Here is a 26,088-nt window from a genome sequence, read left to right as displayed (position 1 = left end):
GGGCGAGGCAACCTGTGCGGGCTCCTGCCGAAGATCCCCGCCGGCATGCGGCGGGTATGACGTACAGCGTCACGACGGACGGCATCCTCGGAAACCGTTCCAGGACGACGTGGCCTCTTCAGAAACCAGCCCATGACGACCTGAGACGTCCTTGGAATCCAGCCCACGACGCCTGTGCTGTACATGGAAACCGGTCCACGACGACTGTGCCGAACATGGACCCGCCCCCCGAACCTACTGGGCCCCGAGCGCGGCGAGTTGCCCACTCGTGCGCGCACTCCAAAGGCCCCACCGTGCAGAGACGCCGCGACAGCGGCATCCCATATCCCCCGGTGTCCCGCGGAACGTTCCGCGGACGAACCGGAACCGGATCAGACGCCCGCGCCGAGCACCGCGTTGATCCGCTGCGGGTCACCGCAGACGATCAGCAGGGCACCGGCCTTGCCGAGAGCCAGCGGCAGGGCGCTGACGGCTGCGTCGTCGGCACCGCCGTTGACGGCCACGACGACCACGGGACGCGCCGTGGCGCGGCTCGCGACTGAGGCGTCGGCGTAGAACACGTCGTCACCGGCGTCGTGCTGCGCCCAGTAGGAGGTGTCACCGAAGGACAGCTCGTGGGTGGCCCACGGGTGCTGTTCGCCGGTGGTGATCACCAGCACCTCGCCAGGAGCGCGACCCGTGTCCAGCAGCAGGTCAACGGCTTCCTCGGCAGCGTCGAGCGCTCCCTCGGGCGGGGCCGGGATCAATTGGATCTGCGGGGTCGCCGGCGCCGGAGCGGGGACGACGGAAGCAGCGGGGCCCGACGGTGCGGGCTTGGCGCCGGCCACATCACGCGGCGCACGTTGCACCGGCGGCGCGGGCCGCACGGGCCCGGGTCGGCCGGGACGCGACGGAGCCGCGGGGCGCGGGCCGGGTACGGGGCGAGGGGTCGGCGCGGTTCGGCCACTGGCCGGCGTGGCGCGGGGACCCTGGGCACTCTCGTGAATCTGAGGCTCCTCGGGAATGAGAGGCATGAGTTGATGTCTATCAAACGCTGGTACGGCTCGCGTCGGCGGGTGGCACACGAGTGCGAGCGGAATCGTCAGAAATCGAAGCCGAGCTGACCCTCGATCTCCGGAACGCTTCCGTCCACCCAGGTGCGCACCTTCTTGAGGTGCTGCCACTGGGGCAGCGCATCAAGATACGCCCACGACAACCGGTGGTACGGGGTGGGTCCCCGCTCCGCCAGTGCGGCCTTGTGCACGGGCGACGGATACCCGGCGTTGTCCGCAAAACCGAAGTCTGCATGGTCGATACCCAGTTCGGCCATCATTTTGTCGCGCTGAACCTTGGCGATCACCGAGGCCGCCGCGACCGCCACGCACGACTGGTCGCCCTTGATCACCGTTCGGACCCTCCAGGGAGCCCCGAGGTAGTCGTGCTTCCCGTCGAGGATCACGGCGTCGGGGCGGACCGGAAGAGCTTCCAGGGCGCGCCCGGCAGCGAGTCGCAGCGCGGCCGTCATCCCGAGTTCGTCGATCTCCTCCGGAGAGGCGTGCCCGAGGGCATAGGACGTCACCCACTTGCGCAGCACGATGGCAAGCTCGGTGCGCCGCTTGACGGTCAGCAGCTTGGAGTCCGTGAGTCCCTCGGGGGGCCGGCGCAGTCCGGTGACCGCAGCGCAGACGGTGACGGGTCCGGCCCACGCACCGCGCCCCACCTCGTCGACACCGGCAATGATCTTCGCTCCGGTCGTGGCTCGAAGGGAGCGCTCGACGGTGTGAGTAGGCGGTTCGTACGGCATGGCGCCCTTAGCCTACGCCGCCCGGAACCCGCTTCGACACCCTGGTGCCTCAAAGTGATCTCAGGGCGAGTGCAGCGATGTGTCAGCCCCCTGCCGGACGGAGCAGCGGAACCATGAGTTGGTCGATCATCTGCTCAAGATCCCGGTCCGCCCATTCGCTCCCGCACATCTTGGACCGGTACATCATCATCGCCGGGATGGCGTCGAAGACATAGCCGTTCGCCGCGTCTTCCCGCACCTCTCCCCGCTCAATTCCACGGGTGATGACCTCACGCAGCAAGGCGATCGTCGGCTCCACGACACCCTCGAAGATCACGCCGTGAAAGCGCTCGGCCTGTAGGGTGTCGCATTCGTGAATCACCGATCGCAGGGCGAATCCGGGGCGTGAGTACATCGCCTCACGTGCCTGCCGGCACAGCGCCAGCAGGTCTTCGCGCACACTCCCGAGGTCGGGGGCCGACTCGAAGCTCGGCAGCCCGGCACGCAGCGCGTCGGCGACGAGGTCCTCCTTGGAGGGCCAGCGACGGTAGACCGCGGCCTTACCGGTCTGCGCCCCGGCGGCGACGCCCTCCATGGTGAGGCCGTTCCAGCCGACGGTACTGAGTTGGTCGAGTGCGGCTTCGAGGATCGCGCGTTCGAGCACGGCGCCGCGCCGACGGAGGGAGGCCGCCTGAGCGGGGGCGGCCGTCCAGCGCGAGGTAACCATCTGAGCGTCTCCAACAAGCAGGGAAGCGGGAATTCCGGGGACGGGGAACTCATCACGCGGCAACGACGGGGGACATGCCGTGCGACGACAATACGAGTGAACGCTTGCGTTCACTACCGGGGACTCACTACGGTTGTCGCGACAGTGAACGCGAGCGTTCACTAAGGCACTTGTGGGGGACTCATAGTGACAACCTCTCAGTTGATCAAAGATCAGAAACCAGGTGCGGCCCGCCGGGAGGGACACCCCGGCATCGCGCTCACCGTCATCGCGGCCTGCCAACTCATGGTGGTACTCGACGCGACGATTGTGAACATCGCGCTCCCGCACATTCAAGGCGCGCTCAAGTTCAGCACGACCGACCTCACCTGGGTCGTCAGCTCCTACACACTCACCTTCGGCGGCCTGCTGCTTCTGGGCGGCCGCGCCGGCGACATCCTGGGCCGCCGCCGGGTCTTCATGACCGGCATCCTGCTGTTCACGCTCGCCTCGCTGCTCGGTGGACTGGCACAAGAGCCCTGGCAGTTGCTGGCCGCACGCGTGCTCCAGGGCATGGGTGGCGCGATCGCGTCGCCCACCTCGCTGGCGCTCATCACCACCACGTTCCCCGAAGGCCCGGAACGCAACCGGGCCTTCGGCGTCTTCGCCGCCGTCTCCGCGGGCGGCGGCGCCATCGGCCTGCTCGCGGGCGGCATGCTCACCGAGTGGCTCGACTGGCGATGGGTGCTCTTCGTCAACGTGCCCATAGGTATCGCGATAGCCGTGCTCGCGCCGCTGTACATCAGCGAGTCCGAACGGCACACGGGCCGTTTCGACATAGCGGGCGCGGCGACCTCGACGGCGGGCATGGCATCCCTGGTCTACGGCTTCATCCGCGCGGCGGACGAGGGGTGGCGGGACAGCCTGACGATCGGGTCGTTCGCAGCCGCGGTGGTTCTGCTGTTGGCCTTCGCGTTCATCGAATCTCGGGCGAAGGAACCCATCACCCCGCTGAAGATGTTCGCCGACCGCAATCGCTCGGGCACGTACGTGATCATGCTCAGCCTCGCAGCGGCGATGTTCGGCATGTTCTTCTACATCGTCCTGTTCGTGCAGAACGTGCTCCAGTACAGCCCGATCGAGGCCGGTCTCGCCTTCCTGCCCGTGACGGTCGTGATCGCACTCGGAGCAGGCTTGTCGCAGCGCTTCCTTCCGGTGCTCGGCCCCAAGCCGTTCATGCTCGCCGGTTCGGCGCTCGCGGCGATCGGGCTGGCCTGGCAGACCTTCATCACCGCGGACAGTACGTACGTCGGAGGTGTGCTCGGGCCGATGCTGGTGTTCGGCTTCGGCATGGGTCTGAACTTCGTGACGCTGACGATCACCGCGGTTTCCGGTGTCGCCCAGCACGAGGCGGGTGCCGCGTCCGGACTCCTCAACGCCACGCAGCAGGTGGGCGGTTCGCTGGGTCTGTCCATCCTGACCACGGTGTTCGGCACGGCCAGCAAGGACGAGGCGGAGAAGCAACTGCCGCAGTTCATGGCGGAGGGATCGGCGGAGCAGAAGGCCGAGTTCGCCAAGACGCATCAGCTGCCCGGTCAGTGGGGCCACGAGGTGCTCACGCAGGGCATCTCCACGGGCTTCGTCGCAGCAGCCTCGATGGCCGTCCTCGCCCTGGCCACCGCGTGGTTCGTGATCCGCGTCCGCAAGAGCGACCTGGACGCGCTCTCCGGGACGGCGGGCCCGATGGCCGGCTGACCCTGCCGGGCCCGCGCAGGGCCGCGGATGGCCGGATCGGGTCCGGGGGACCGAAGGCGGGGACGACGATCCGGCCATCCGCACCTCCCCCACGGCAACCACCGTGGGGCGAGTCGCGAGGAGGCGGGCCAGCCACAGCCCGCCCCACACGGCAGCCGCCGCGACGACCAGCGCGCCCAGCAGCGGCGAGAACTCCATGCCCCACCCCCTGCGCCTCTCGCGTGCCTTCTGTGCGTGCGGCCCCATCGGTCGCACACCCACTGCCACGACAACGGGCCAACGGTCACGCAGAGTTCCCGGGATACACGGAAAGTTATCGAGTGCTCCGGCAGGTGTGGCCGAAGCGCCCTAGGCAGTCGTCGCCGTCGGCGCCGAGCGCCCTAGGTAGTCCTCGCCGTCGGCGCCGAGCGCCCTAAGCAGTCGTCGCCGTCGGCACCCACTCGGGCAGCGCTTCCGTCTGCTCCGCCCATGCGGCCGGCACCGCGCCGGCCTTCCCGGAGCCGATCACGCCGCCCACAATGGCGCACGTGGTGTCCACGTCTCCGCCGACCTGCGCGGTCGTCCAGAAGGCCCGCTCGTAGTCGCCCAGGGACCGCGCGGCGGACCAGAGGGCGAAGGGCACGGTGTCATGGGCCGACGTACGCCGTCCGCAGCCCAGAACAGCCGCGACGGTGCCCGCGTCGCCGTAGTCCAGCATGTCCCGGGCGCGCCGCAGACCCGCACCGACGGCGCTCTTCGGAATCAGGGCGACGACATCGTCCAGCAGCGCTTCCGGGCTGGGCGGGCCGCCCGGCGCGGCGGCCAGCGCGGCGGCCGCGGCGACGGCCATGGCCCCGACCACGGCCTCGCGGTGCTGATGCGTCGGGTAGGCGGAGATCTCGGCCTGGTGCGTGGCCTGCTCCGGGTCGTCCGCGTACCAGGCTCCGAGCGGCGCGATCCGCATGGCGGCGCCGTTGCCCCAGGAGCCTCGGCCGTTGAAGAGCGCCGCCGACAGCTCGCGCCAGTCCCCGCCCTCCCTGACCAGGCGCAGCAGGCGGTTGACCGCGGGGCCGTAGCCCCGGTCGAAGTCGTGGTGCTCGGCGAAGGAGCGGGCCAGGGCGTCCTGGTCGATGCGGTGATGGGCGGCCAGGACGGCGACGACGGAACAAGCCATCTCGGTGTCGTCCGTCCACTGCCAGGGGCCGGACGGAAGCTCGCGCCGCTTCAGAAGCGGATAGTTCACCGGTACGAAGAACTGCGAGCCGAGGGCGTCCCCCACCGCAAGTCCGCGCAGGCTGGCGAGGGCGCGGTCCAGGCGCCCTTCGGGGGAGGAGTCAGCGGTCATCGCTCTGCCACTCTATCCGGTGATCCCGTACGGTTCCGGATCACGCCATCGTTCGAACGGCCGGTCAAGCGTGTACTTGCCGTCGTCCCCGAGAACGAGCATCCGCATCTCGGCGTTCCCGGGGTTCGACAGCGACTCGAAGTCCGCGACCGTCCAGTGGAACCAGCGCATGCAGAACAGCCGCATGGCCAGTCCATGGGTCACGAGCAGCACGTTCGGTGGATGATCGGGCGCCTCGAAGCTGCGATAGAGGCTCTCGAGGAAGTTGCCGACCCGGTCGTACACGTCCGCGCCGGACTCGCCCTGCGCGAAGCGGTAGAAGAAGTGGCCGTAGGCGTCCCGGTAGGACTTCTGGAGGCGTACGTCGTCGCGGTCCTGCCAGTTCCCCCAGTCCTGCTCGCGCAGGCGCGGCTCCTCGCGCACCCGTATGAGCTCGGGGTCCAGGTGGAACGCGCGAAGCGTCTCGTGGGTGCGGCGGTAGGGCGAGACGTACACGCTGACCCGCTCGCGGCCGAAGACGTCGCGCAGGCGTTTGCCCGTCTCCTCCGCCTGCCGCCAGCCCCGCTCGGTCAGGGCCAGCGCGTGGTCGGGCTCACGCTCGTAAACGGTGTCATCAACATTGCCCGTTGACTCCCCGTGTCGGACAAGGACGATGCGCCGTGGTCGTGCCATGCCAAAACCCTAGATCGGCCGACGCCCGATCGAGCACTCGTACGGGCTCCATACGGCGCAGGTCACACATTTTCTGTATCACCGGCCACATCAAGACACCCGCACAGCGAGTTTGAATTCCAAACCCGCTCAGACCGTCCAGGTGGCTTCGAGGCCCACGATGTCACCCGTAAGGGCCGCGACATCCGCCTCGATCTGGGCGCGCAGCGCCAGTCGCTCCACGCGCTCGGTCCGGTACTTGCCGTGTTCGGCGGCCGAGTGCCACATGGACAGCACCAGGAACTCGTGTCCCGGCGCCTCGCCGAACAGTCCGCGGACCATGCCCGGGGAGCCGGCCATGGCAGGGTTCCAGACCTTCTCCTGCATGAGCGTGAAGTGCTCGGCGCGCTCCTCGTGGACACGGCAGTGTGCCACCCGGACGAGGTCCGCGTCGGTGAAGCGCGGCTCGAAGCCGGTCTTCACGTCGAAGCGGTAATCGAAGAGCTTGACCTGCATGTCCTTGTAGGTGCCGGACTGGGACGCGGCCAGCCGGTCATGGGAGCGGGCCATGAAGGAGTCGTAGAAGGAACGGCTCTCCCAGAACGAGAAGATGTGCGCCACCCCCTGCCGCCCCCGGCTCCATCCACCACCCTGCCCCCGAAATCCCGGCTCCCCCAGAAGCCCCGCCCATTTTCGCTGCCCCCGCTCGAAGCCGCGGCGGTCCACCACGGTGCAGCGAATCCACTTGACCAGCACCGCGCCATGGTAAGGCCCATCAGCGTGGCGTCGGTCACTGTCGGCCGCAGAGGTATCCCGCGCGCGATCCCGCACGCGTGGCAGGATGGACAACCGGCCTGGTCCACACGGCAGTTCGGGCTGGGCGCATTCACGTCACGGGGAAGGGGAAGCCTGGTGAACGCCATCAACAAGGGAAACCGGAAGGTCGAGATCTCGCTCAAGTGGGATCCGAGTCCGGCCGGGCAGCCGCCCACCGATCTGGACATAGTGGCCGCGACCTATCTGACGAGTGATCCCTATGGCGATCCCGCCTACGTGGTGCACTTCGACAGCCGCTCTCCCGACGGCACCATCTATCTCAACCGGGACAGCAAGGACGGCAAGGGCTTCGGCTGGGACGAGGTGCTGACCGTGGAGCTCGACCGGCTCGACAGCCGGTACGCGCGCGTGATGGTCGGCGTGGTCATCCAGCAGCGCCCGGCGGAGCGCACCTTCGTCAGTGTCATCAAGCCGGCCCTGCGCATCCGCGAGGGCTACACCGTCCTGGCGGAGGACGACTTCGGCGGCGTGCTCGGCTCGACGGCGGCCACGGTCGCGGAGTTCGTGCGTGACGGATCGAGCACGTGGGAGTTCCACCCGGGCATCCACGGTTTCGAGGACGACCCGGCGACGTTCACAGCGGTCATGGGGCGGGCTCGCCAGCCCTGATTGCGGCTCACACACGCGCGTGGACGTAACCGGCACGCGCGGGCCGTACGACGAAGAGGGGCGCCGACATGTCGTCGGCGCCCCTCTCCTTGCGCTATCTGCCGTCAGAGCCCGTCAGGGCCGCCCGGCAGGGTCAGCTGCAACCGCTGGTCGAGCCGCAGCCCTCGCAGATGTAGCAGGAACCGGCCCGCTGCATCTTCGTCCCGCAGGAGAAGCACAGCGGGGCGTCGGCCTGGATGCCCAGCTGCATCTCCACCAGCTCGGCGCTGGTGTGGGCCTGCTGCGGAGCAGGCTTGGCCGCCTCGACCTCTGCCTTCGGCGTGGCGACGGCCTTCAGCTCCTGGGCGCGCGGCGCCGACTGGGCCAGGCCCTCGACGTCCACCTCGTCATCGCCGGCCTCGTACGAACCGGTCTCCAGGTGACGCTGACGCTCCTCGGCGGAGTGGATGCCGAGCGCGGAGCGCGTCTCGAAGGGCAGGAAGTCCAGCGCCAGGCGACGGAAGATGTAGTCGACGATCGACTGCGCCATCCGCACGTCCGGGTCGTCCGTCATGCCGGCCGGCTCGAAGCGCATGTTGGTGAACTTCGAGACGTAGGTCTCCAGCGGCACGCCGTACTGGAGGCCGACGGAGACCGCGATCGAGAAGGCGTCCATCATGCCGGCGAGCGTCGAGCCCTGCTTGGACATCTTCAGGAAGACCTCGCCGAGACCGTCGTCCGGGTAGGAGTTGGCGGTCATGTAGCCCTCGGCGCCGCCGACGGTGAAGGACGTGGTGATGCCGGGGCGGCCCTTCGGGAGGCGCTTGCGGACCGGGCGGTACTCGACGACCTTCTCGACCGTCTCACGGATGGTGGCCTCGGCCTTCTCCGTGATCTCGGCCTTCTCCTTCTCCTTGGTCTTCGCGGAGAGGGGCTGGCCGACCTTGCAGTTGTCGCGGTAGATCGCGAGCGCCTTGACGCCCATCTTCCAGGCCTCGAAGTAGATCTCCTCGACCTCCTCGACGGTCGCCGACTCCGGCATGTTGACCGTCTTGGACAGGGCGCCGGAGATCCACGGCTGGATCGCGGCCATCATGCGGACGTGGCCCATCGCGGAGATGGAGCGCTCGCCCATGGCGCAGTCGAACACCTCGTAGTGCTCGTGCTTGAGGCCGGGGGCGTCGACGACATTGCCGTGCTCGGCGATGTGGGCGACGATCGCCTCGATCTGCTCCTCCTGGTAGCCGAGGCGACGCAGGGCCTGCGGCACGGTGCCGTTGACGATCTGCATCGAGCCGCCGCCGACCAGCTTCTTGAACTTGACCAGCGCGAGGTCGGGCTCAAGACCGGTGGTGTCGCAGGACATCGCGAGACCGATGGTGCCGGTCGGGGCGATGACGGACGCCTGGGAGTTACGGAAACCGTTCTTCTCACCGAGACGCTGCACGTCCTGCCAGGCCTCCGTGGCGGCGGCCCAGATCGGCGTGTCGAGGTCGTCCATGCGGACGGCCTTGCCGTTGGCGTCGGCGTGCTGCTTCATGACGCGCAGGTGCGGCGTCGCGTTGCGGGCGTAGCCGTCGTACGGGCCGACGACCGCGGCGAGTTCGGCGGAACGGCGGTACGACGTGCCGGTCATCAGGGAGGTGATGGCACCGGCGAGGGCACGGCCGCCGTCGGAGTCGTACGCGTGGCCGGTCGCCATCAGCAGGGCGCCGAGGTTGGCGTAGCCGATGCCGAGCTGGCGGAACGCGCGCGTGTTCTCACCGATCTTCTGCGTCGGGAAGTCCGCGAAGCAGATGGAGATGTCCATCGCGGTGATGACGAGCTCGACGACCTTCGCGAAGCGCTCGACGTCGAAGGACTGGTGGCCCTTGCCGTCGTCCTTGAGGAACTTCATCAGGTTCAGCGAGGCCAGGTTGCAGGACGTGTTGTCCAGGTGCATGTACTCGCTGCACGGGTTCGAGCCGTTGATGCGGCCGGACTCCGGGCACGTGTGCCAGTGGTTGATGGTGTCGTCGTACTGGATGCCGGGGTCGGCACAGGCCCACGCGGCCTCGGCCATCTTGCGGAAGAGGGCCTTGGCGTCGACCTCTTCGATGACCTCGCCGGTCATACGGGAGGTCAGGCCGAACTTGCCGCCCGACTCGACCGCCTTCATGAACGTGTCGTTCACACGGACCGAGTTGTTGGCGTTCTGGTACTGGACGGACGTGATGTCGTCGCCGCCCAGGTCCATGTCGAAGCCCGCGTCACGCAGCGCGCGGATCTTCTCCTCTTCCTTCACCTTGGTCTCGATGAAGTCCTCGATGTCGGGGTGGTCGACGTCGAGGATGACCATCTTGGCGGCGCGGCGCGTGGCGCCGCCCGACTTGATCGTTCCTGCGGAGGCGTCGGCACCGCGCATGAAGGAGACCGGGCCTGAGGCGTTGCCGCCCGAGGACAGCAGTTCCTTGGAGGAACGGATGCGGGAGAGGTTCAGGCCGGCGCCGGAGCCGCCCTTGAAGATCATGCCCTCTTCCTTGTACCAGTCGAGGATCGACTCCATGGAGTCGTCGACGGACAGGATGAAGCAGGCGGAGACCTGCTGCGGCTGGGGCGTGCCGACGTTGAACCACACGGGGCTGTTGAAGCTGAAGATCTGGTGCAGGAGGGCGTACGCCAGCTCGTGCTCGAAGATCTCGGCGTCGGCGGGCGAGGCGAAGTACTTGTAGTCCTCGCCGGCCTTCCGATACGTCTTCACGATGCGGTCGATGAGCTGCTTGAGGCTCACCTCGCGCTGCGGGGTGCCGACGGCACCACGGAAGTACTTGCTGGTGACGATGTTGACCGCGTTCACCGACCAGAAGTCGGGGAACTCGACGCCGCGCTGCTCGAAGTTCACAGAGCCGTCGCGCCAGTTGGTCATGACGACGTCACGGCGCTCCCAGGCCACCTCGTCGTACGGGTGCACGCCGGGGGTGGTGTGGATGCGCTCGATACGCAGTCCCTTGGTCGCCTTGGTGCCCTTGGCGCGGGAACTCCGTGCCGGACCGCTCGCCGTCTCTGTCATGCCGCCTCCCTGTACGGGCTAAAACGCCCTGAAGTGCCCCGATGTTCCCCGTGGCACGTGTTCTGTCTGTTGCTGCGGGCACCCTCTGATCGCCGCCCGCAGCAGGTCTTGTGTCGCCGCTCTCCCTACCGGATCCGGGGTCTGACGACCGGATCCGGTCCGCCCTAGTCGGCGGCGTTGGCGGGCACGGGGACCTGTGCAGTCCCTCCGGACCCGCGATCGTCTTCCTGGCCCCCCGTTACTGCGCCCACGTCGTCCTCGCGGTCGTCCTCGTCCGCGGCGCGGCGTCCCGTCGTCTCCCGGAGTTCCACGATCGCCGCCTCGAAGTCCTCGAGCGAGTCGAAGGCCCGGTAGACAGAGGCAAATCGCAGATAGGCGACGAGGTCGAGTTCCTGCAACGGGCCGAGTATGGCCAGCCCCACGTCGTGGGTGGTCAGCTCGGCGCTCCCGGTGGCCCGCACCGCCTCCTCGACCCGTTGGCCGAGCTGGGCGAGCGCGTCCTCGGTGACAGGTCGTCCCTGGCATGCCTTGCGCACGCCGTTGATGACCTTGGTACGGCTGAACGGTTCCGTGACTCCGGACCGCTTGATCACCATCAGCGAACATGTCTCCACCGTCGTGAAACGACGGGAGCAGTCAGGACACTGGCGGCGCCTGCGGATCGACGTGCCGTCGTCGGTCGTACGGCTGTCGACGACACGGCTGTCGGGGTGCCTGCAGAAGGGGCAGTGCATAACTCCAACCCTCCTCACAGCAGACTCAATAGCCTCGCTGGACCTCATGGGCCCCGCGAAGCAGCCCCAAGCATAGGCGATCTCCGTGGGTCCGAAGACCGGGGGGACCACAACTTCTGGGCTGCTGCTGCAATCCAACCACTAGATGTGGGGATTGGCTCATACATCCAGGCCGTACGCGCGTGTCGCACAGACATGAGCAGGCGACGTACGCACGCGCCGGTCCGCCACACACTCCGATGCACAGCCGTATCGCTGCGACACATACGGAGATACCGTGAGCGCCACACGGAGGGGACGTGGGACTCCCGCACAGATGGGGGTCGGTTCCCGGCTGAGCTGATCCCGGATGGCAGACTGGGGCAACAACCCACGAGGTCGTCACCCCGGCGGTGAAGAGTACAACAATGGGCCCTTTTGCCCGCCGGACAGCTCGTCAGCCATACACCCCGACACGCGATCACGTAAGCCGATTCGCGATTTTTCACTCGAACGTGTGTTTGGCGCAACCTTTCGAAAGCAACTACCGTTGTGCAGCAGGGAGACCATCGAGAGGGGCCGACGTGACCACCACCGCAGACAGTGCCACCATCACTGCCCAGGACCGCTCCCAGGGCCGACTCGAGCCGGTGCATGCGATGAACGAAGCCATGAATCCCGAGGGGCAAAAGCGCTCCCTTCCGGGGCGACCTCCCGGCATCCGGGCGGACAGCTCAGGGCTCACCGACCGCCAGCGCCGTGTTATCGAGGTGATCAGGGATTCCGTCCAGCGCCGTGGCTACCCGCCGTCGATGCGGGAGATCGGCCAGGCGGTCGGCCTGTCCAGCACCTCCTCGGTGGCGCACCAACTGATGGCCCTGGAGCGCAAGGGCTTCCTGCGCCGCGACCCGCACCGCCCCCGCGCGTACGAGGTGCGGGGCTCCGACCAGGCCGCCTCCGTGCAGCCCACGGACACCGCCGGCAAGCCCGCGGCGTCGTACGTCCCGCTGGTCGGCCGTATCGCCGCCGGTGGCCCCATCCTGGCCGAGGAGTCGGTCGAGGACGTCTTCCCTCTCCCCCGGCAGCTGGTCGGCGACGGCGAGCTGTTCGTGCTCAAGGTCGTGGGTGACTCGATGATCGAGGCCGCGATCTGCGACGGCGACTGGGTCACGGTCCGTCGCCAGCCGGTCGCCGAGAACGGCGACATCGTGGCCGCGATGCTCGACGGCGAGGCCACCGTCAAGCGCTTCAAGCGCGAGGACGGCCACGTCTGGCTCCTCCCGCACAACTCCGCGTACGAGCCGATCCCCGGTGACGACGCGACCATCCTGGGCAAGGTGGTGGCGGTGCTGCGGCGCGTGTGACGGCTGCGGCGGGCGAACGATAGGCGTCGCCCTCTGACCGGGCCCCGGGACCCCTGCGCCGGTTCCGGGGCCCTGTGCTGTTTCGGGGCTCTCGGTTCCGATCGGGCTCTCGGTTCCGATCGGGCTCTCGGTTCCGATCGGGCTCTCGGTTCCGAGGGGTATGGGTCATTGCGAGGCCCATTGATGCCTCGGGCGCGGCGCACTGTGTCCATCGCGGCGCGGAGGGTGTAACCGCCCCAGCCCGGCGCGGGTGACGGCCCCAGCCGGCGCCGCGCGGGAATCGTGCTGGACCCGGCGCCCGCCGATTTTGTACCAGTGGTTAGCCTGTCGCGGTGCCGCGACAGGCTAACCACGGTGGCCCCGGCTACCCAGCCGCTGCTTCGGCCTCCGCCTGCGTCGCCGTCGCGTCGATGGCGGCCAACGACTTTCGAACCTGGTTACGGTCCGTCGTGTACCAGAAGTCGGGGAGTGACGCCTTCAGATAGCTCCCGTACCGGGCCGTGGCCAGCCGCTGGTCCAGTACGGCCACCACGCCCCGGTCCCCCGATGCCCGCACGAGGCGGCCCGCGCCCTGGGCCATGAGCAGCGCGGCATGGGTGGCAGCGACCGCCATGAAGCCGTTGCCGCCCGCGTCCTCCACCGCCTTCTGGCGAGCGCTCATCAGCGGGTCGTCCGGGCGCGGGAACGGGATCTTGTCCATGACGACCAGCTGGCAGCTGGGGCCGGGGACATCGACGCCCTGCCAGAGCGAGAGCGTGCCGAACAGGCAGGTCTTCGGGTCGGCGGCAAAGTTCTTGATCAGCTCTCCGAGCGTCTCCTCGCCTTGGAGGAGGATCGGGTACTCGGGGATGCGTGAGCGGAGCTCCTCGGCGGCCAGCTGGGCGCCTCTCATGGAGGAGAACAGACCGAGCGTGCGCCCGCCGGCTGCCTGGATCAGTTCGGTCAGCTCATCGAGCATGTCCACCCGGTCACCGTCCCGCGCGGGACGCGACAGGTGCTTGGCGACGTACAGGATTCCCTGTTTGCGGTACTCGAAGGGCGAGCCGACATCCACACCCTTCCACTGCGGGATGTCGTCACCCTCCGTGCCCTCCGGAGCGAGCCCCAGAGAGGCACCGACGCCGTTGAAGTCGCCTCCCAGCTTCAAGGTCGCCGAGGTCAGAGTGACGGAGCGGTCGGCGAAGAGCTTCTCCCTCAGCAGCCCCGACACGGACATAGGGGCGACGCGCAGGGACGCGCCGAAGCGGTCGTGACGCTCGTACCAGACGACGTCCCACTCGGAGCCGTTGGTGATCCGCTCCGCCACGTCGTGCACCGACTCGACCGAGGCCAGCGCCTGCTTGCGGACCGCGTCCTCGTCCTGCACCGACTTGTCCCGGGTCGCGCCGATCCCGGAGATCACGGTGCGGCATGCGTCACGCAGCGCCATGAGCGCGTAGGCCAGGTCCTCCGGGATCTCCTCCAGACGCCCCGGCAGGGCCAGCTCCATCAGCCGTTCGAAGCCCTCGGCGGCGGTCTGGAGCTGGTCGGCGGCCTTCTCGTTCACGAGCTTCGCGGCTCGGCGCACCGCACGGTTGACCTGGCCCGGCGTGAGTTCGCCGGTGGCGACTCCGGTGACCCGGGAGACCAGTTCGTGCGCCTCGTCGACGATCAGGACCTCGTGCTGCGGGAGGACCGGGGCGCCTTCGATGGCGTCGATCGCGAGCAGCGCGTGGTTGGTGACCACGACCTCCGACAGCTTGGCCCGCTCCCGAGCCATCTCGGCGAAGCACTCCGCGCCGTAAGCGCACTTGGTGGCGCCGAGGCACTCTCGCGACGACACCGACACCTGCGCCCACGCGCGGTCGGACACGCCGGGCGCGAGGTCGTCACGGTCGCCCGTCTCCGTCTCATCGGCCCAGTCGCGCATCCGCAGCAGGTCCTGGCCCAGCTTGCTGGTGGGCGCTGCTGCCTCGAACTGGTCGAAGAGGCCCTCCTCCTCGTCCTGCGGAACACCCTCGTGCAGGCGGTGCAGACACAGGTAGTTCGACCTGCCCTTGAGCATCGCGAACTGCGGGCGACGGCGCAGCAACGGGTGCAGCGCGTCGACGGTGCGCGGCAGGTCCCGCTCCACGAGCTGGCGCTGAAGCGCCAGGGTGGCGGTCGCTACGACGACGCGCTCCCCGTGCGCGAGCGCGGGCACGAGGTAGCCGAGCGACTTTCCGGTGCCGGTGCCGGCCTGGACGAGCAGGTGGGTGCCTCCGTCGATCGCCTCCGCGACGGATTCGGCCATCGTCACCTGGCCAGGGCGCTCCGTGCCGCCAACGGCCGTGACGGCAGCATGCAGGAGTTCGGGGAGTGAGGGCTTTTCCATAGAGCGACCACCCTACGACTCGGCACTGACAAACGAGCGCCCACGGTGGGGACGGGGGACTGGATCAAGACCGGGTGTTCCGCTGATGAGGATCGAATCGGTTCGGGTGTCTGCAGAATCCGTCCGAGTGGGTGGTGAATCGGTTCGGTTCAGGTCAGGGACGGTTCGAGGGGATACGGCGTTCGCTCAATGCGGTCAGTTGCGCATCGGATGTGATCAAGGTCGGTCGGCCTTTGCCTTAGTGATTCAAGAGGGAGTCGGGTGGTTCGGGGCCAGGCGGCCCGGGGGGCGCTCGGGGGCGGTCGGCGGGTGGCTTGGGCAGCGGCGCGCTCGGCGGGTCGGTCTCGTCGGGCCATGGTCGCCCCGCGGCTAGGCAGAGATCGACTCGGCCTGAATTCGGTTCGCGGGGAGTGGGAACCAGATCGACTCGGGCGGTGTACCAAAAGTGATGACGGCGCGACGCGGCGTCACATCAGATGGCGCAGGGTTCGGTCTCTGATCATGAGGGCGGCCCGCTTGGCGGGCAGGTCGATCTCGGCGGAGAAGCGGAAGCCGGCGGTCAAGAAGGCAGCGACTGAAGGGGTATTGCGAATGTCTGGTTCGGCGACGACGCGAGCGCAGTTGGGCCGCTTGTCGAGTGCGAGGTCGGCGACGGCTCGGAGAAGGGTTCCGCCGAGTCCTCGACCTCTGTCACCCACGGCACCGATGAGGAGATGAATCCCGGTGTCGTGGGGTCTGGCCGGGTAGTGGCGGGCCAGCGGGTCGAGGTCGGCTCGGTAGATCTCCCAGTAGCTCATTGGCGCGCCCTCCAGCAGGCCCACACACGGGACGCTACGTCCATCTCCGAAGATCTGGGACCGCAGATGCTCCTCGATGGCGTTGTCCGGTCCTGCGAGGCCCCAGAACGCCGTGACGGCGGGATCGTTCATCCAGCGGCTGATGATCGGGAGGTCTCGCTCGATCCGTACAGGTACTAGGTGCAGGGCACCTGCCGGGGTGCTGACCGGTCCCCAGTCTGCGACGCCTCCGAGGAGGTCTTCGGTGGGCGGGAGAGTGGAAGCAGGCGTGCTCCCAGACGCACAGGGTTCCGCGTCCGCGTCCGCGCCTGCGTCTGCTCCCGCTCGAGTGCGTACGCTCGGAGCAGGCGCACTCCCTGAGGCCGCCGGGGCTGGGGCTGAGGCTGCAGGTGGGGCTTGGGTTGCGGCTGCAGCTGCGGCTGCCTTTGTGCCCTCTCCCCTGCCAGCCCCGATGTCCTCCGCGAAGAGCGCGACGAATTCGTCGGGCAGATGCAGGTCCAGCGTGTCCTCGCTGTCTGCGGCCGCGTCGGCAGCCGGGCCGACACGGCTCTCACGAGGGGTCGGGCTCGTGGTGCCGAGGTCAAGGGCCGGGGCGGTGCCCGCGTTGGCACTCGCGTCGGTGGGAGGCACGGGGACGCTCCTCTCAGGAAGCGGAATGAGGCATGTTCCTCAGGAATGAAGGGGGTTGGCGATCGTGACGTACACGGACTGGGTGTCGACCGGGCCCACGAGTTCGTCGAGGCCGTGGACGCGGGTCAGGAGGTTGGCTTTGCACCGCAGAACCGGAGAGTCGAGCAGGCGGGCCGGAAGCGAGGTGCGCAGCCGGGTGGGACCGGCGGCCACTTCGCCGAGGAAGCGCCGGAACGCGGCGAGAAGCAGTTGTTCGTCGACGAGACGCTGGGAGCCGAACGCGCCGATGAGACCGAAGACGTTGTTGATCGCGAGGTAGTAGGCGAGGCGTTCGTCGATGACCTCGTCCGAGACGAAAGTGTCGCTGTGCTCGCCGATGCCTGGCAGCCGGGCCTCCAGCTCCGCGCGCCGGGACTCGCGGAAGTAGTAGCCCTGGTTGTCGCGGTACCGACCACCGGAGGGCCAGCCGTCACTGTCCAGCAGGAGCAGCGTGTTCTGCTGGTGCGCTTCCAAAGCGACGCCGGCCTCGGCGTCCAACCACAGCACAGGGCGAACGACATGCTCGAGATAGCGCAGGAACCACTCGGCGGCAACGGCTCCTCGGGAGCGGCCGGTGTGGACGGCGAGACGCGTGATCACCTCGGCCAGCCGCGATCGCAGCGGCTCCGTGTCCGGCCGGCGTCGACCCGCCGTGACGCCGGTTGGTGAGTGAGGGAGGAGTGAGACGAGTCCGGCTACGCAGGACACGTCGTCGGAAGGCCGGAAGGGGTTGTGCCGGATCATCACGTCGAGACCCGCGACAGGGGCTCCGTCCAGTCCGTCGACGGCGAGCCAGGCGGGATCGCGAACGATGTCGAATGCGGGGTGCGCGGCCTGCCACTGCGTCGCGAGACCGCTGCGAAGGAGGCGGTGCGCCTCGACTCCACGGTGCAGCTCCTTGCGGAGGTTCTCTCGCCGGGAGTTGGTGATGCGGAGACCCAGCGAGAGCTTGAGCATGGCCGGAGCGCCGGGCCGATAGACGGTGCGTACGGAGGAGGTGGGATGCCAGGTTTCGCCGTGGTGGCCGCGATCGCCCAGGTCGACGAGCAGTCCGGCTTCGAGCAGGGCAGCAGTCTCGGGGCGGTGCCGGACCTCGCGTGCTTGCCAGGGATGGAGGGGCAGGGCCGTATACCCGGCCGGCAGGGCGAGGTCCGGGCCTGCGAGTCGAGCGGTGAGCTGGGAGGCGGGGACGGCGCGGCCGCGTTCAGTCCACGCCGAGTCGGTGGCGAGCACGGAGGGGGAGACGGCCAGCCAGTGCAGGGGGAAGGAGCCGTGCAACTCGGGTGAGTACAGCCGGGCTTCGGTCTCTGAGAGGTTCTCGCGGCTCTTCGGCGTCGGATGGTGCGGATGTCCGAGGAGGAGCGACTGCTCAGCCGCGAGGAAGCGATCAGGGCCGTCGGCCGGATTCTCCCGGCGCTCGCTGATGAAGGTGGCGGTGCGTTGAGCCGAGTCGGCGACGCGGGCGACGAGGTCGGTCGCGGCAGCCATCGCGGAGACAGTCACGGGTGGGGACGTTGGTACGGAGGAGGTCTCGGGTACATCGGGGGTCCGGTACAACGCCTCCCTGGTGAGGAGCGCGGCAAGGGTGACGGAGTCGATGAACGAGGACTGATCCGTGGCAGCGGCCAGATGCGGAAGACCGAACCGGTGCCAACCCGTCGGAGACCAGTAATGGACCGGGGCGACCAGAGCCGTGCCGGTGGCGGGCAGCAGGATACGGAGGATCCCGTCGTGGGGTGCCGGGACGTTGGTCTCGCGCACCCAGCAGCGGAGCAGGTTCTCCACGGCGGCGGCCTGGGCTGCGGTGTGGGGGTCGGGGTGCTCCAGCAGGTCGGCAGCGCCGCTGCGCAACTGCTCGATGTCCGGGGCCCCTCCCTGCATCGGCGTGCGGCCCAACTGGCGCGCAGGGGCGGCTCCGCACGCGGACGCGGCAGCTGCTCCGGGTACCGAGGCGGGTTCCTGCGGTGCGTCTCCTCGCTCCGCTGGGGTGGTAAGGCCGCGGGCAGTTGTGGGGGTGCTGTTCAAGGCTGGTCCTTGTGAGGTGGTTCTGGCTCGCGCGGCGATGAGAGCCGTATTGCGTTGTGAGGGGGCTGGAGTGCCGCGCTCGCTAGGTGCACATGGCGAGGGATGTTCAGTTGGAGGCGAGGTTGGGGGAAACGATGCTTGGCTTGGAAGTGGGCCGTCGCCTGGTGAGGGCACATGCGACAGACGGCGAGACCAGGACCCGGAGCGGGGAACGCTTCGGCCCGGCCGGGCGGCCAGCTGCCGTCCTACCCCGCCTGATCAGCGCGATCTGCGCGATCTGCGCGATTGGCCCGGTCGTTGCCGTCGGTGCCGTCGGTGCGGCAGGTGCGATCCGCGTGCTCTTCGCGGTCGGTGTCGCCGCCTCGGTCCGCACCCGTCACGTGGTCGGCGTCGTGCTCTCGGGCGGCACCCGTCGCGCGGTCGGCGTCGCAGTCTCGGTCCGCACGCGCCAGGCGGGCGGTGTCATCTGCTCGCTCCGCGCGATCGGGGCGTCGGCGCCGGCCAGGTTGTGTTCGTTGGGGCCGATGGTGACCAGCGTGACCGCGCGACACCGCGTCCACCGCATCCGCGAGTCGGTCGAGGACGGCCGTCGCCTGCTCGTCGCTGATGGTCAGGGGCGGGAGGAGCCGTACGACGCTGGAGTGGCGGCCGCCGAGTTCGACGATGAGGCCACGTCGCAGGCACTCGCGCTGGATGGCGGCCGCGAGTTCAGGGGCGGCCGGTCGAGGGTGCCAGTCCTGGCCGCTCGGCATCGAACCCGGCCCAATGCCTGCTGCCCGGCCGACAGGGGTGACGCCGGTCGACGAACCGCCCCAAGTCCGGGCGGAGTCGCGGGCCACGAGTCCGCCGGCTGCACCACCGGTACCGCCGGCCACCCCAGGACGGGCCGCAGCCCCCAGCACCGCCTGATCGCCCGCTCCCCCATGCCAGTCCGGAGCGGCCAACACCTCGCCCTCGCTCGCCAGGGTCCGCGACCGCTCCCCGTCACGCTCGGGCTCTGCCTCCGCCTCCACCACCTCGACCCCGATCATCAGCCCTCTCCCGCGCACATCCCCGATGCAGTCGAACTCGGCGGCGAGCCCTCGGAGCTGGTTCAGCATCCGGTTACCCAGGTCGGCCGCGCGCTCGGCGAGGCGGTTCTCGCGGACGTAGGCGAGGGTCGCCATCCCGGCGGCCATGGCGAGTTGGTTGCCGCGGAAGGTGCCGGCGTGGGCGCCGGGTTGCCAGGCGTCGAGGTCGTCGCGATAGACGATGACGGCAAGCGGCAGGCTGCCGCCGATGGCCTTGGAGAGGACCATCACGTCGGGGGTGACGCCGCTGTGTTCCACAGCCCAGAAGGAGCCTGTGCGCCCGACCCCCGTCTGGACCTCGTCGGCGATCAGGGGGATGGATCGGTCGGCCGTGATCTGCCGCATGCGCCGCATCCACTCGTCCGGGGCGGGGATCACTCCGCCCTCTCCCTGGACGGGTTCGAGGATCATGCCGGCTGGCTGTCGGACGCCCGACTTGGGGTCGTCGAGGACGGACTCGGTCCAGCGCGAAGCGAGTTCGGCGCCGCGTCCGCCGCCGACGCCGAAGGGGCAGCGGTAGTCCTGTGGGTAGGGCAGGCGCGCCACCCGGACGTCGAAGGCGCCTCCGGATGCTTCAAGGGCGCCGGCGGTCATGCCGTGGTAGGCCCCGCTGAAGGCGAGAATGCCGGTGCGCCCGGTCGCGGCCCGGACGAGCTTGAAGGCGGCTTCCACGGCGTCGGTGCCGGCGGGGCCGCAGAACTGCACGCGTGCGTTGTCGGCGAGCCCGGACGGCAGGGTGCGGAACAACTCCGTGATGAAGGCGTCCTTGACCGGGGTCGCCAGGTCGAGGACGTGCAGGGGGGCGCCCGAGTCGAGGACCTTGCGGATGGCCTCCAGGACGACGGGGTGGTTGTGTCCGAGCGCCAGCGTCCCGGCGCCGGAGAGGCAGTCCAGGTAACGGCTGCCGTCCGCGCCCTCGATGGTCATCCCACGTGCTCGCACCGGCACGATGGGCAGGGCTCGCGCGTAGGTGCGCGCTGCCGACTCGCGCGCCGACTGCCGTCGCAGGATCCCCTCGTGTACGGCGCCCGCCCCCGCCGACTCGGACGTATCCCCGCGCACAGATTCGGTCACGGCCATGGCTCCCTGTCCTCCCGCTGTCTAGGGGCGAGCAGGTCTTTCACCGTCCTCGCCCGACCCGACATACGAAGCCCCGCGAGCGTCCACTCGATACTCCGAGGAACTGGGCACAGGGGGCCGCTCACGGGCAGCGGGCCCCCACGGCTACCAACCGTGGACCGTTCACCGGGTTACGGGTTGCTTCAAGATCCTTGCCGAGACGAAACCGCCGGTGGTCAGGTCAGGGGCACGGCGTTCAGGTGGGGTGGTGGGGTCGAGCGCTCCAGCGGCTGCCGCCCGGGGGAGGCAGCGGACACGCGGTCCTGCACGGTGGCCCGAGCACCCGAGCACCCGAGCACCCGAGCACCCGAGCACCCGACCCAACACCGCACCGTTACGAAAATCACCGTGACACGCGCCCCCGAGGCCGCGTCATTCGACCGGGACGGGGCGCAACAAAACCGGACACCCGGCGCCTTCAAATCAGTGCCCCGCGCCGCAAGTTGCCTGTTCAGACGGCCCGTAGCGAAACCGTTGCCGTTCCGTCGGAACTCACCCACAGCGAGCGCATAGTGTGTGATGCCGTCCCAACGCGCCGTGGCAGCAGGCAGGACCAGCGAGCGATCAGTGAGTGATCGGCAAGCGATCGGCGAAAGCCTCACGGACGCGGCACCACGAAACGTCACCTCAGGGGGAGACAGATCATGCGATCGATACGGCCGTCGTTCACCGCCCGTCGAGGGGGGAGCGCGCGCCGCAGAACCTCCCCGCTGCCCCTGGTCGCGCTCGCCGCGGCACTGACGCTCACCGTCACCGCCTGCGAGTCGGGGGCCGCCGAGGCGGGCGCCGAAGCCAGTGCCTCCGCCGCGGCCGGGGGCGAGGGCAAGATCACGATCCCGGACGACATCAAGGACAGGCTCAAGGAACACGGGATCGATCTCGACAAGTGGAAGGACGGCGCCTGGAAGAACTGGGACCGGGACGACTGGCTGCGCGAGGCGAAGGACTACATCAACCCGATCATCGAGGGCCTGTGGGACCCGGACCGTATGCGCGACGCGGAGGACCCGGACCGGGGCGTCGACGACAGCGACCTCTCGGGTGACCAGGGCGTGACCGACCCGACGCCACAGCCCGTGGACGCGCAGGCCGTGTCGCCCACGTATCACGCCAACGCCCCCGAGGCGGGCAAGGTGTTCTTCGACTCCCCCGAAGGCACGATGGTCTGCTCGGCGACGGTCGTACAGGACCCGGCCAACCCCGGTAAGTCCAACATGGTGTGGACGGCGGGGCACTGTGTGCACGCCGGTAAGAGCGGCGGCTGGTACCGCAACATCGCGTTCGTCCCGTCGTACAACGACCAGGCCATGGGCGCGGCCGCGATGGAGAACGCCACCAAGGAGCAGGCCGCCCCGTACGGCGTCTGGTGGGCGGACTGGGTGCAGACCTCGGACCAGTGGATCGCGCAGGGCGGTCCGACGGGCGGGGACGGTGCGCCGTACGACTTCGCCGTGCTGCATGTGAAGCCGGAGGCCGGCGGTAGCGGCAAGTCGCTGGAGGAGACGGTCGGTTCAGCCCTCCCCGTGGACTTCAACGCGCCGGCCGTCCCTGACGTGGACAGCATCAAGGCGGTCGGTTACCCGGCTGCCGCGCCGTTCGACGGCCAGAAGCTGTACCAGTGCGAGGACCAGCCGGGTCGGCTGTCGCTCAGGGCGTCCGACCCGACCATGTACCGCATCGGCTGCACGATGACCGGCGGTTCGTCCGGCGGCGGCTGGATCGCGGCGGGCTCGGACGGCAAGCCGGCGCTGGTGTCCAACACCTCGATCGGCCCGGTGGACGCGGGCTGGCTGGCGGGGCCGCGCCTGGGCAAGGAGGCCAAGGCCGTCTTCGAGGGGATGAGCGAGAAGTTCACCGGCTAGTGAGACGCGCCGAAGTCCGGAGTTGACAGCGACTACGGCGGTGGGACGGGTGAGGGGTACCCATAGCCGGGTGCTCATAGCTGGGTGCCCAAAGTCGGGTGCCCAAAGTCGGTGCCCATAGCCGGGTGCCCATAGCTAGGGAACCCAGTACCCGCGGGAAACCGTCACCAGGGTGAAACCTTCACCGCCTCACCGCCGTTCGCTCTCAACTCCACGGGCATAGTGGGAGGTCGCGTCCGGGGGGCCGCGCAGAGATGGCGGACGGCTCCTACGGACCGGTCCCTACGGGCAGTCCCCAGGGAGCAGCCCCCACGGAGCAGGCCCCACGGGCTGGTCCCCACGGGCCGGTCCCCACGGGCCGGTCCCCACGGGCCGGTCCCCACGGGCCGGTCCCCACGGGAGCGAGCAAGCACCTTCCATCAAGGTGCCCACGGCGGCACCACGCTTCAACGGGGGTTACAGCACCATGCGTTCCACGCGTTCCGCACCATCGTCCGCCGCTCCGCGTCGCGGGCGGCGTTCCTTTCTCGCCGCCTCCGGCCTCGTCGCCGCGCTGGCACTGACCGCGACCGCCTGTGGCGGTTCGGACGGGGACTCGGTGAGCGACCGGGCCGACGCCGCCGCCTCGCAGGCCGCCGGGGCAGGAGGCTCGGGTGACGCCGGCGACGGCAAGTTCCAGATCCCGTCCGATATCGCGGACAAGCTCAAGGAGCACGGGATCGACGTCGACAAGTGGAGGGACGGGGCCTGGAAGGACTGGGACCAGGACAAGTGGCTCAGCGAGGCCGAGGACTTCGTCAACCCGGTCATCGAGGGCCTGTGGAAGCCTGAGCGGATGCAGTCCGCGCAGGAGGCCAACAAGACGGTCACCACGCAGGACGCCGCCGCCGATCAGGGCGTGAGCGACCCGGAGCCGGCGCCCGTCCAGGCCACGGCCGAGAAGACGCCGTACCACGAGAACGCCGCGCCCGTCGGCAAGGTCTTCTTCGACACCCCCGACGGCCCGGCCGTCTGTTCCGGCACGGTCGTCAAGGACGTCAACCACCCCGGCAAGTCCAATCTCGTCTGGACGGCGGGCCACTGCGTGCACGCGGGCCAGGGCGGCGGCTGGTACCGCAACATCGCCTTCGTGCCGGCCTACAACGACCTGGGCAAGTCCGAGGCGGAGCTGGGCAACGCCACCACCACGGAGATCGCTCCCTACGGCAACTGGTGGGCCGACTGGGTCTCGACCTCCAACGAGTGGATCCAGGGCGGCTCGGAGACGGGTGGCGCGGGGGCCACGTACGACTACGCGGTGCTGCATGTGCAGCCGGAGTCCGGTGCGAAGTCCCTGGAGGAGACGACCGGCGCCCTGGACGTCGACTTCACCGCGCCGTCCGCTACGGAGGTCGACTCGATGGGTGCCTGGGGTTACCCGGCGGCACCGCCGTTCAACGGCCTGAACATGTTCAAGTGTGTCGACCGCCCGGGCCGTCTGTCGCTGAGCCCGGCCCTGCCGACGATGTACCGGATCGGCTGCACCATGACCGGCGGTTCGTCCGGCGGCGGATGGTTCCGTGTGGTCGACGGTGACACCAAGCTGGTGTCGAACACGTCGATCGGCCCGGAGGACAACACCTGGCTCGCGGGACCGCAGCTCGGCACGGGAGCCGAGACGCTGTACCAGAACATGAGCAGGACGTACGGCGGCCGGTGACCCGCGCGTACTGAGCAGACGCCGAAGGCCCGTCCCTTGCGCAAGGGGCGGGCCTTCGGCGGTCTCAGCGGTTGCGCTCGGCTCAGGCGGTGGGCGCCGGAACGTACGGCGCGAGGTCCGCCGCCAGTTCCTCGTGCACCCGCACCTTGAGCAGCGTGCCCTCCGGGGTGTGCTCCTCGGAGATCACCTCGCCCTCGGTGTGGGCGCGGGCGACCAGCTTGCCGTGGGTGTACGGCACCAGCGCCTCGATCTCGACGGACGGCCGCGGCAGCTCGTTGTCGATCAGGGCGAGCAGTTCGTCGATGCCCTGGCCGGTGCGTGCCGAGACGGCGATGGAGCGCGTCTCGATCCGCATCAGGCGCTGAAGGGTCAGCGGGTCGGCCGCGTCCGCCTTGTTGATCACGACGATCTCCGGCACGTCGATCGCGCCGACGTCCCTGATCACCTCGCGCACGGCGGCGAGCTGCTCCTCCGGGTTCGGGTGCGAGCCGTCGACCACGTGCAGGATCAGGTCGGACTCGCCGACCTCCTCCATGGTGGAGCGGAACGCCTCGACCAGGTGGTGCGGCAGGTGCCGTACGAAGCCGACCGTGTCGGCCAGGGTGTACAGGCGGCCGCTCGGGGTCTCGGCCCGGCGGACGGTCGGGTCCAGGGTCGCGAACAGGGCGTTCTCGACCAGGACGCCGGCGCCGGTGAGGCGGTTGAGCAGGGAGGACTTGCCGGCGTTGGTGTACCCGGCGATGGCCACCGAGGGCACCTTGTGGCGCTTGCGCTCCTGGCGCTTGATCTCGCGGCCGGTCTTCATGTCCGCGATCTCCCGGCGCATCTTCGCCATCTTCTCGCGGATCCGCCGGCGGTCCGTCTCGATCTTGGTCTCACCGGGACCACGGGTGGCGAGGCCGCCGCCCTTGCCGCCGCCCATCTGGCGGGACAGCGACTGACCCCAGCCGCGCAGCCTCGGCAGCATGTACTGCATCTGCGCGAGCGCGACCTGCGCCTTGCCCTCTCGGGACTTGGCGTGCTGGGCGAAGATGTCGAGGATCAGGGCCGTACGGTCGATGACCTTGACCTTGACGACGTCTTCGAGGGCGATGAGCTGGCCCGGGCTGAGTTCACCGTCGCAGATGACGGTGTCGGCGCCGGACTCGACGACGATGTCGCGCAGCTCCAGGGCCTTGCCGGAGCCGATGAAGGTGGCCGCGTCGGGCTTGTCGCGGCGCTGGATCACGCCGTCGAGCACGAGCGCGCCCGCGGTCTCCGCGAGGGCGGCCAGCTCGGTCAGCGAGTTCTCCGCGTCCTGCGCGGTCCCCGTGGTCCAGACACCGACGAGCACGACCCGCTCCAGACGGAGCTGGCGGTACTCGACCTCGGTGACGTCCTCGAGCTCGGTGGAGAGGCCCGCCACGCGGCGCAGAGCCGCACGCTCGGAGCGGTCGAACTGGTCGCCGTCCCGCTCTCCGTCGATCTCGTGGCTCCAGGCGACGTCCTCTTCCATCAGGGCATCGGCCCGACGGCCGTCGGCATAGGTCTGCGCGAAACGCTGCGTGTCCTGGGAAAAGGAAGAAGAGGAGGTCATTGGGTCCTTACGTCGATCGGGAATCCATATACGGCGACGGTGGCAGCGGCGCCGCGGAACGAATCCGTGGCACTCGGAACCTGATCCGTCACTGCTCACAACGCACGAGCGCCCCGGGAGATTCCCGCGGGCCGTGCCGCGCCGACCTGATGATGGTCGCACGGCACGG

At 69.1% G+C, this 26,088-nt stretch carries 18 protein-coding genes; 5 read left to right on the top strand and 13 right to left on the bottom strand.

The genetic code is table 11. From position 1 onward, the window contains the following. Window positions 1–371: 371 nt before the first annotated feature. The 3 genes from ACGFW6_RS40715 to ACGFW6_RS40705 all read right to left on the bottom strand — a co-directional run bounded on the left by ACGFW6_RS40715 (window position 372) and on the right by ACGFW6_RS40705 (window position 2,489). Complete coding sequence (locus tag ACGFW6_RS40715; RefSeq protein WP_393521650.1) at window positions 372–1,013, bottom strand: hypothetical protein; 642 nt, start codon at window positions 1,011–1,013, stop codon at window positions 372–374. A gap of 68 nt (window positions 1,014–1,081) precedes the next feature. Further along, entirely contained in the window at window positions 1,082–1,783 is a 702-nt protein-coding gene (locus ACGFW6_RS40710) for a ribonuclease HII (protein WP_393521648.1), read from the bottom strand. Window positions 1,784–1,865: 82 nt separating this feature from the next. Continuing rightward, window positions 1,866–2,489: a TetR/AcrR family transcriptional regulator gene (locus tag ACGFW6_RS40705; RefSeq protein ID WP_393521646.1), complete on the bottom strand. Its 624-nt coding sequence runs from the start codon at window positions 2,487–2,489 to the stop codon at window positions 1,866–1,868. Window positions 2,490–2,675: 186 nt separating this feature from the next. Between ACGFW6_RS40705 and ACGFW6_RS40700 the strand changes: the two genes are divergently transcribed. Beyond that, the gene (locus ACGFW6_RS40700) at window positions 2,676–4,223 is read left to right on the top strand and encodes an MFS transporter (RefSeq protein ID WP_393521644.1); all 1,548 of its coding nucleotides are present in this window, start codon (window positions 2,676–2,678) and stop codon (window positions 4,221–4,223) included. A gap of 412 nt (window positions 4,224–4,635) precedes the next feature. Here the strand turns inward: ACGFW6_RS40700 and ACGFW6_RS40695 are convergent, their stop codons facing one another. From ACGFW6_RS40695 to ACGFW6_RS40685, 3 genes are all read right to left on the bottom strand, one after another. Next, window positions 4,636–5,547 carry an ADP-ribosylglycohydrolase family protein gene (locus tag ACGFW6_RS40695; protein WP_393521642.1) on the bottom strand — a complete coding sequence of 304 codons (912 nt, stop codon included), beginning with the start codon at window positions 5,545–5,547 and terminating at the stop codon, window positions 4,636–4,638. 12 nt (window positions 5,548–5,559) lie between these two features. Next, on the bottom strand, window positions 5,560–6,219 hold the full coding sequence (locus tag ACGFW6_RS40690; protein ID WP_393521640.1) for a histidine phosphatase family protein: 660 nt from the start codon (window positions 6,217–6,219) through the stop codon (window positions 5,560–5,562). Window positions 6,220–6,348: 129 nt separating this feature from the next. Next, a complete protein-coding gene (locus tag ACGFW6_RS40685; RefSeq protein ID WP_393521638.1) occupies window positions 6,349–6,954 on the bottom strand; it encodes a YdbC family protein in 606 nt (201 codons plus the stop codon). Between the two features lie 156 nt (window positions 6,955–7,110). Here ACGFW6_RS40685 and ACGFW6_RS40680 point away from each other — a divergent pair, with 156 nt between their 5' ends. Then, window positions 7,111–7,644, top strand: a complete 534-nt coding sequence (locus ACGFW6_RS40680; protein WP_393521636.1) for a TerD family protein — start codon at window positions 7,111–7,113, stop codon at window positions 7,642–7,644. A 133-nt stretch (window positions 7,645–7,777) separates the two neighbouring features. Here the strand turns inward: ACGFW6_RS40680 and ACGFW6_RS40675 are convergent, their stop codons facing one another. Together ACGFW6_RS40675 and nrdR are read right to left on the bottom strand one after the other, a co-directional pair. Then, a complete protein-coding gene (locus tag ACGFW6_RS40675) occupies window positions 7,778–10,672 on the bottom strand; it encodes a vitamin B12-dependent ribonucleotide reductase (RefSeq protein ID WP_393521634.1) in 2,895 nt (964 codons plus the stop codon). A 164-nt stretch (window positions 10,673–10,836) separates the two neighbouring features. Beyond that, the gene (gene nrdR, locus ACGFW6_RS40670) at window positions 10,837–11,406 is read right to left on the bottom strand and encodes a transcriptional regulator NrdR (RefSeq protein ID WP_393521632.1); all 570 of its coding nucleotides are present in this window, start codon (window positions 11,404–11,406) and stop codon (window positions 10,837–10,839) included. 563 nt (window positions 11,407–11,969) lie between these two features. Here nrdR and lexA point away from each other — a divergent pair. Next, window positions 11,970–12,749, top strand: coding sequence for a transcriptional repressor LexA (gene lexA / locus ACGFW6_RS40665; protein WP_030944708.1), 780 nt, complete (start codon window positions 11,970–11,972; stop codon window positions 12,747–12,749). A 364-nt stretch (window positions 12,750–13,113) separates the two neighbouring features. On the opposite strand, the gene ACGFW6_RS40660 is transcribed toward lexA, so the two are convergent. The 4 genes from ACGFW6_RS40660 to ACGFW6_RS40645 all read right to left on the bottom strand — a co-directional run bounded on the left by ACGFW6_RS40660 (window position 13,114) and on the right by ACGFW6_RS40645 (window position 20,743). Continuing rightward, window positions 13,114–15,102: an ATP-dependent DNA helicase gene (locus ACGFW6_RS40660; protein WP_393521629.1), complete on the bottom strand. Its 1,989-nt coding sequence runs from the start codon at window positions 15,100–15,102 to the stop codon at window positions 13,114–13,116. Between the two features lie 467 nt (window positions 15,103–15,569). Continuing rightward, window positions 15,570–16,529 (bottom strand): GNAT family N-acetyltransferase, encoded by a 960-nt coding sequence (locus ACGFW6_RS40655; protein WP_393521627.1) that lies wholly within the window; start codon window positions 16,527–16,529, stop codon window positions 15,570–15,572. A 39-nt stretch (window positions 16,530–16,568) separates the two neighbouring features. Next, window positions 16,569–18,449: an IucA/IucC family protein gene (locus ACGFW6_RS40650; RefSeq protein WP_393521625.1), complete on the bottom strand. Its 1,881-nt coding sequence runs from the start codon at window positions 18,447–18,449 to the stop codon at window positions 16,569–16,571. A gap of 389 nt (window positions 18,450–18,838) precedes the next feature. Further along, window positions 18,839–20,743, bottom strand: coding sequence for a diaminobutyrate--2-oxoglutarate transaminase family protein (locus ACGFW6_RS40645; RefSeq protein ID WP_393521623.1), 1,905 nt, complete (start codon window positions 20,741–20,743; stop codon window positions 18,839–18,841). A 683-nt stretch (window positions 20,744–21,426) separates the two neighbouring features. Here ACGFW6_RS40645 and ACGFW6_RS40640 point away from each other — a divergent pair. Beyond that, window positions 21,427–22,644 carry a trypsin-like serine peptidase gene (locus ACGFW6_RS40640; protein ID WP_393521621.1) on the top strand — a complete coding sequence of 406 codons (1,218 nt, stop codon included), beginning with the start codon at window positions 21,427–21,429 and terminating at the stop codon, window positions 22,642–22,644. Between the two features lie 466 nt (window positions 22,645–23,110). Beyond that, a complete protein-coding gene (locus ACGFW6_RS40635) occupies window positions 23,111–24,343 on the top strand; it encodes a trypsin-like serine peptidase (protein ID WP_393521619.1) in 1,233 nt (410 codons plus the stop codon). A gap of 82 nt (window positions 24,344–24,425) precedes the next feature. Here ACGFW6_RS40635 and hflX read toward each other — a convergent pair whose 3' ends face one another. Continuing rightward, complete coding sequence (gene hflX / locus ACGFW6_RS40630) at window positions 24,426–25,919, bottom strand: GTPase HflX (RefSeq protein WP_393521617.1); 1,494 nt, start codon at window positions 25,917–25,919, stop codon at window positions 24,426–24,428. Window positions 25,920–26,088 lie beyond the last annotated feature (169 nt).

This window comes from Streptomyces sp. Y7, from assembly GCF_043195415.1.
Lineage (GTDB): Bacteria > Actinomycetota > Actinomycetes > Streptomycetales > Streptomycetaceae > Streptomyces.
This window is presented reverse-complemented; position numbering and strand designations above follow the sequence as displayed.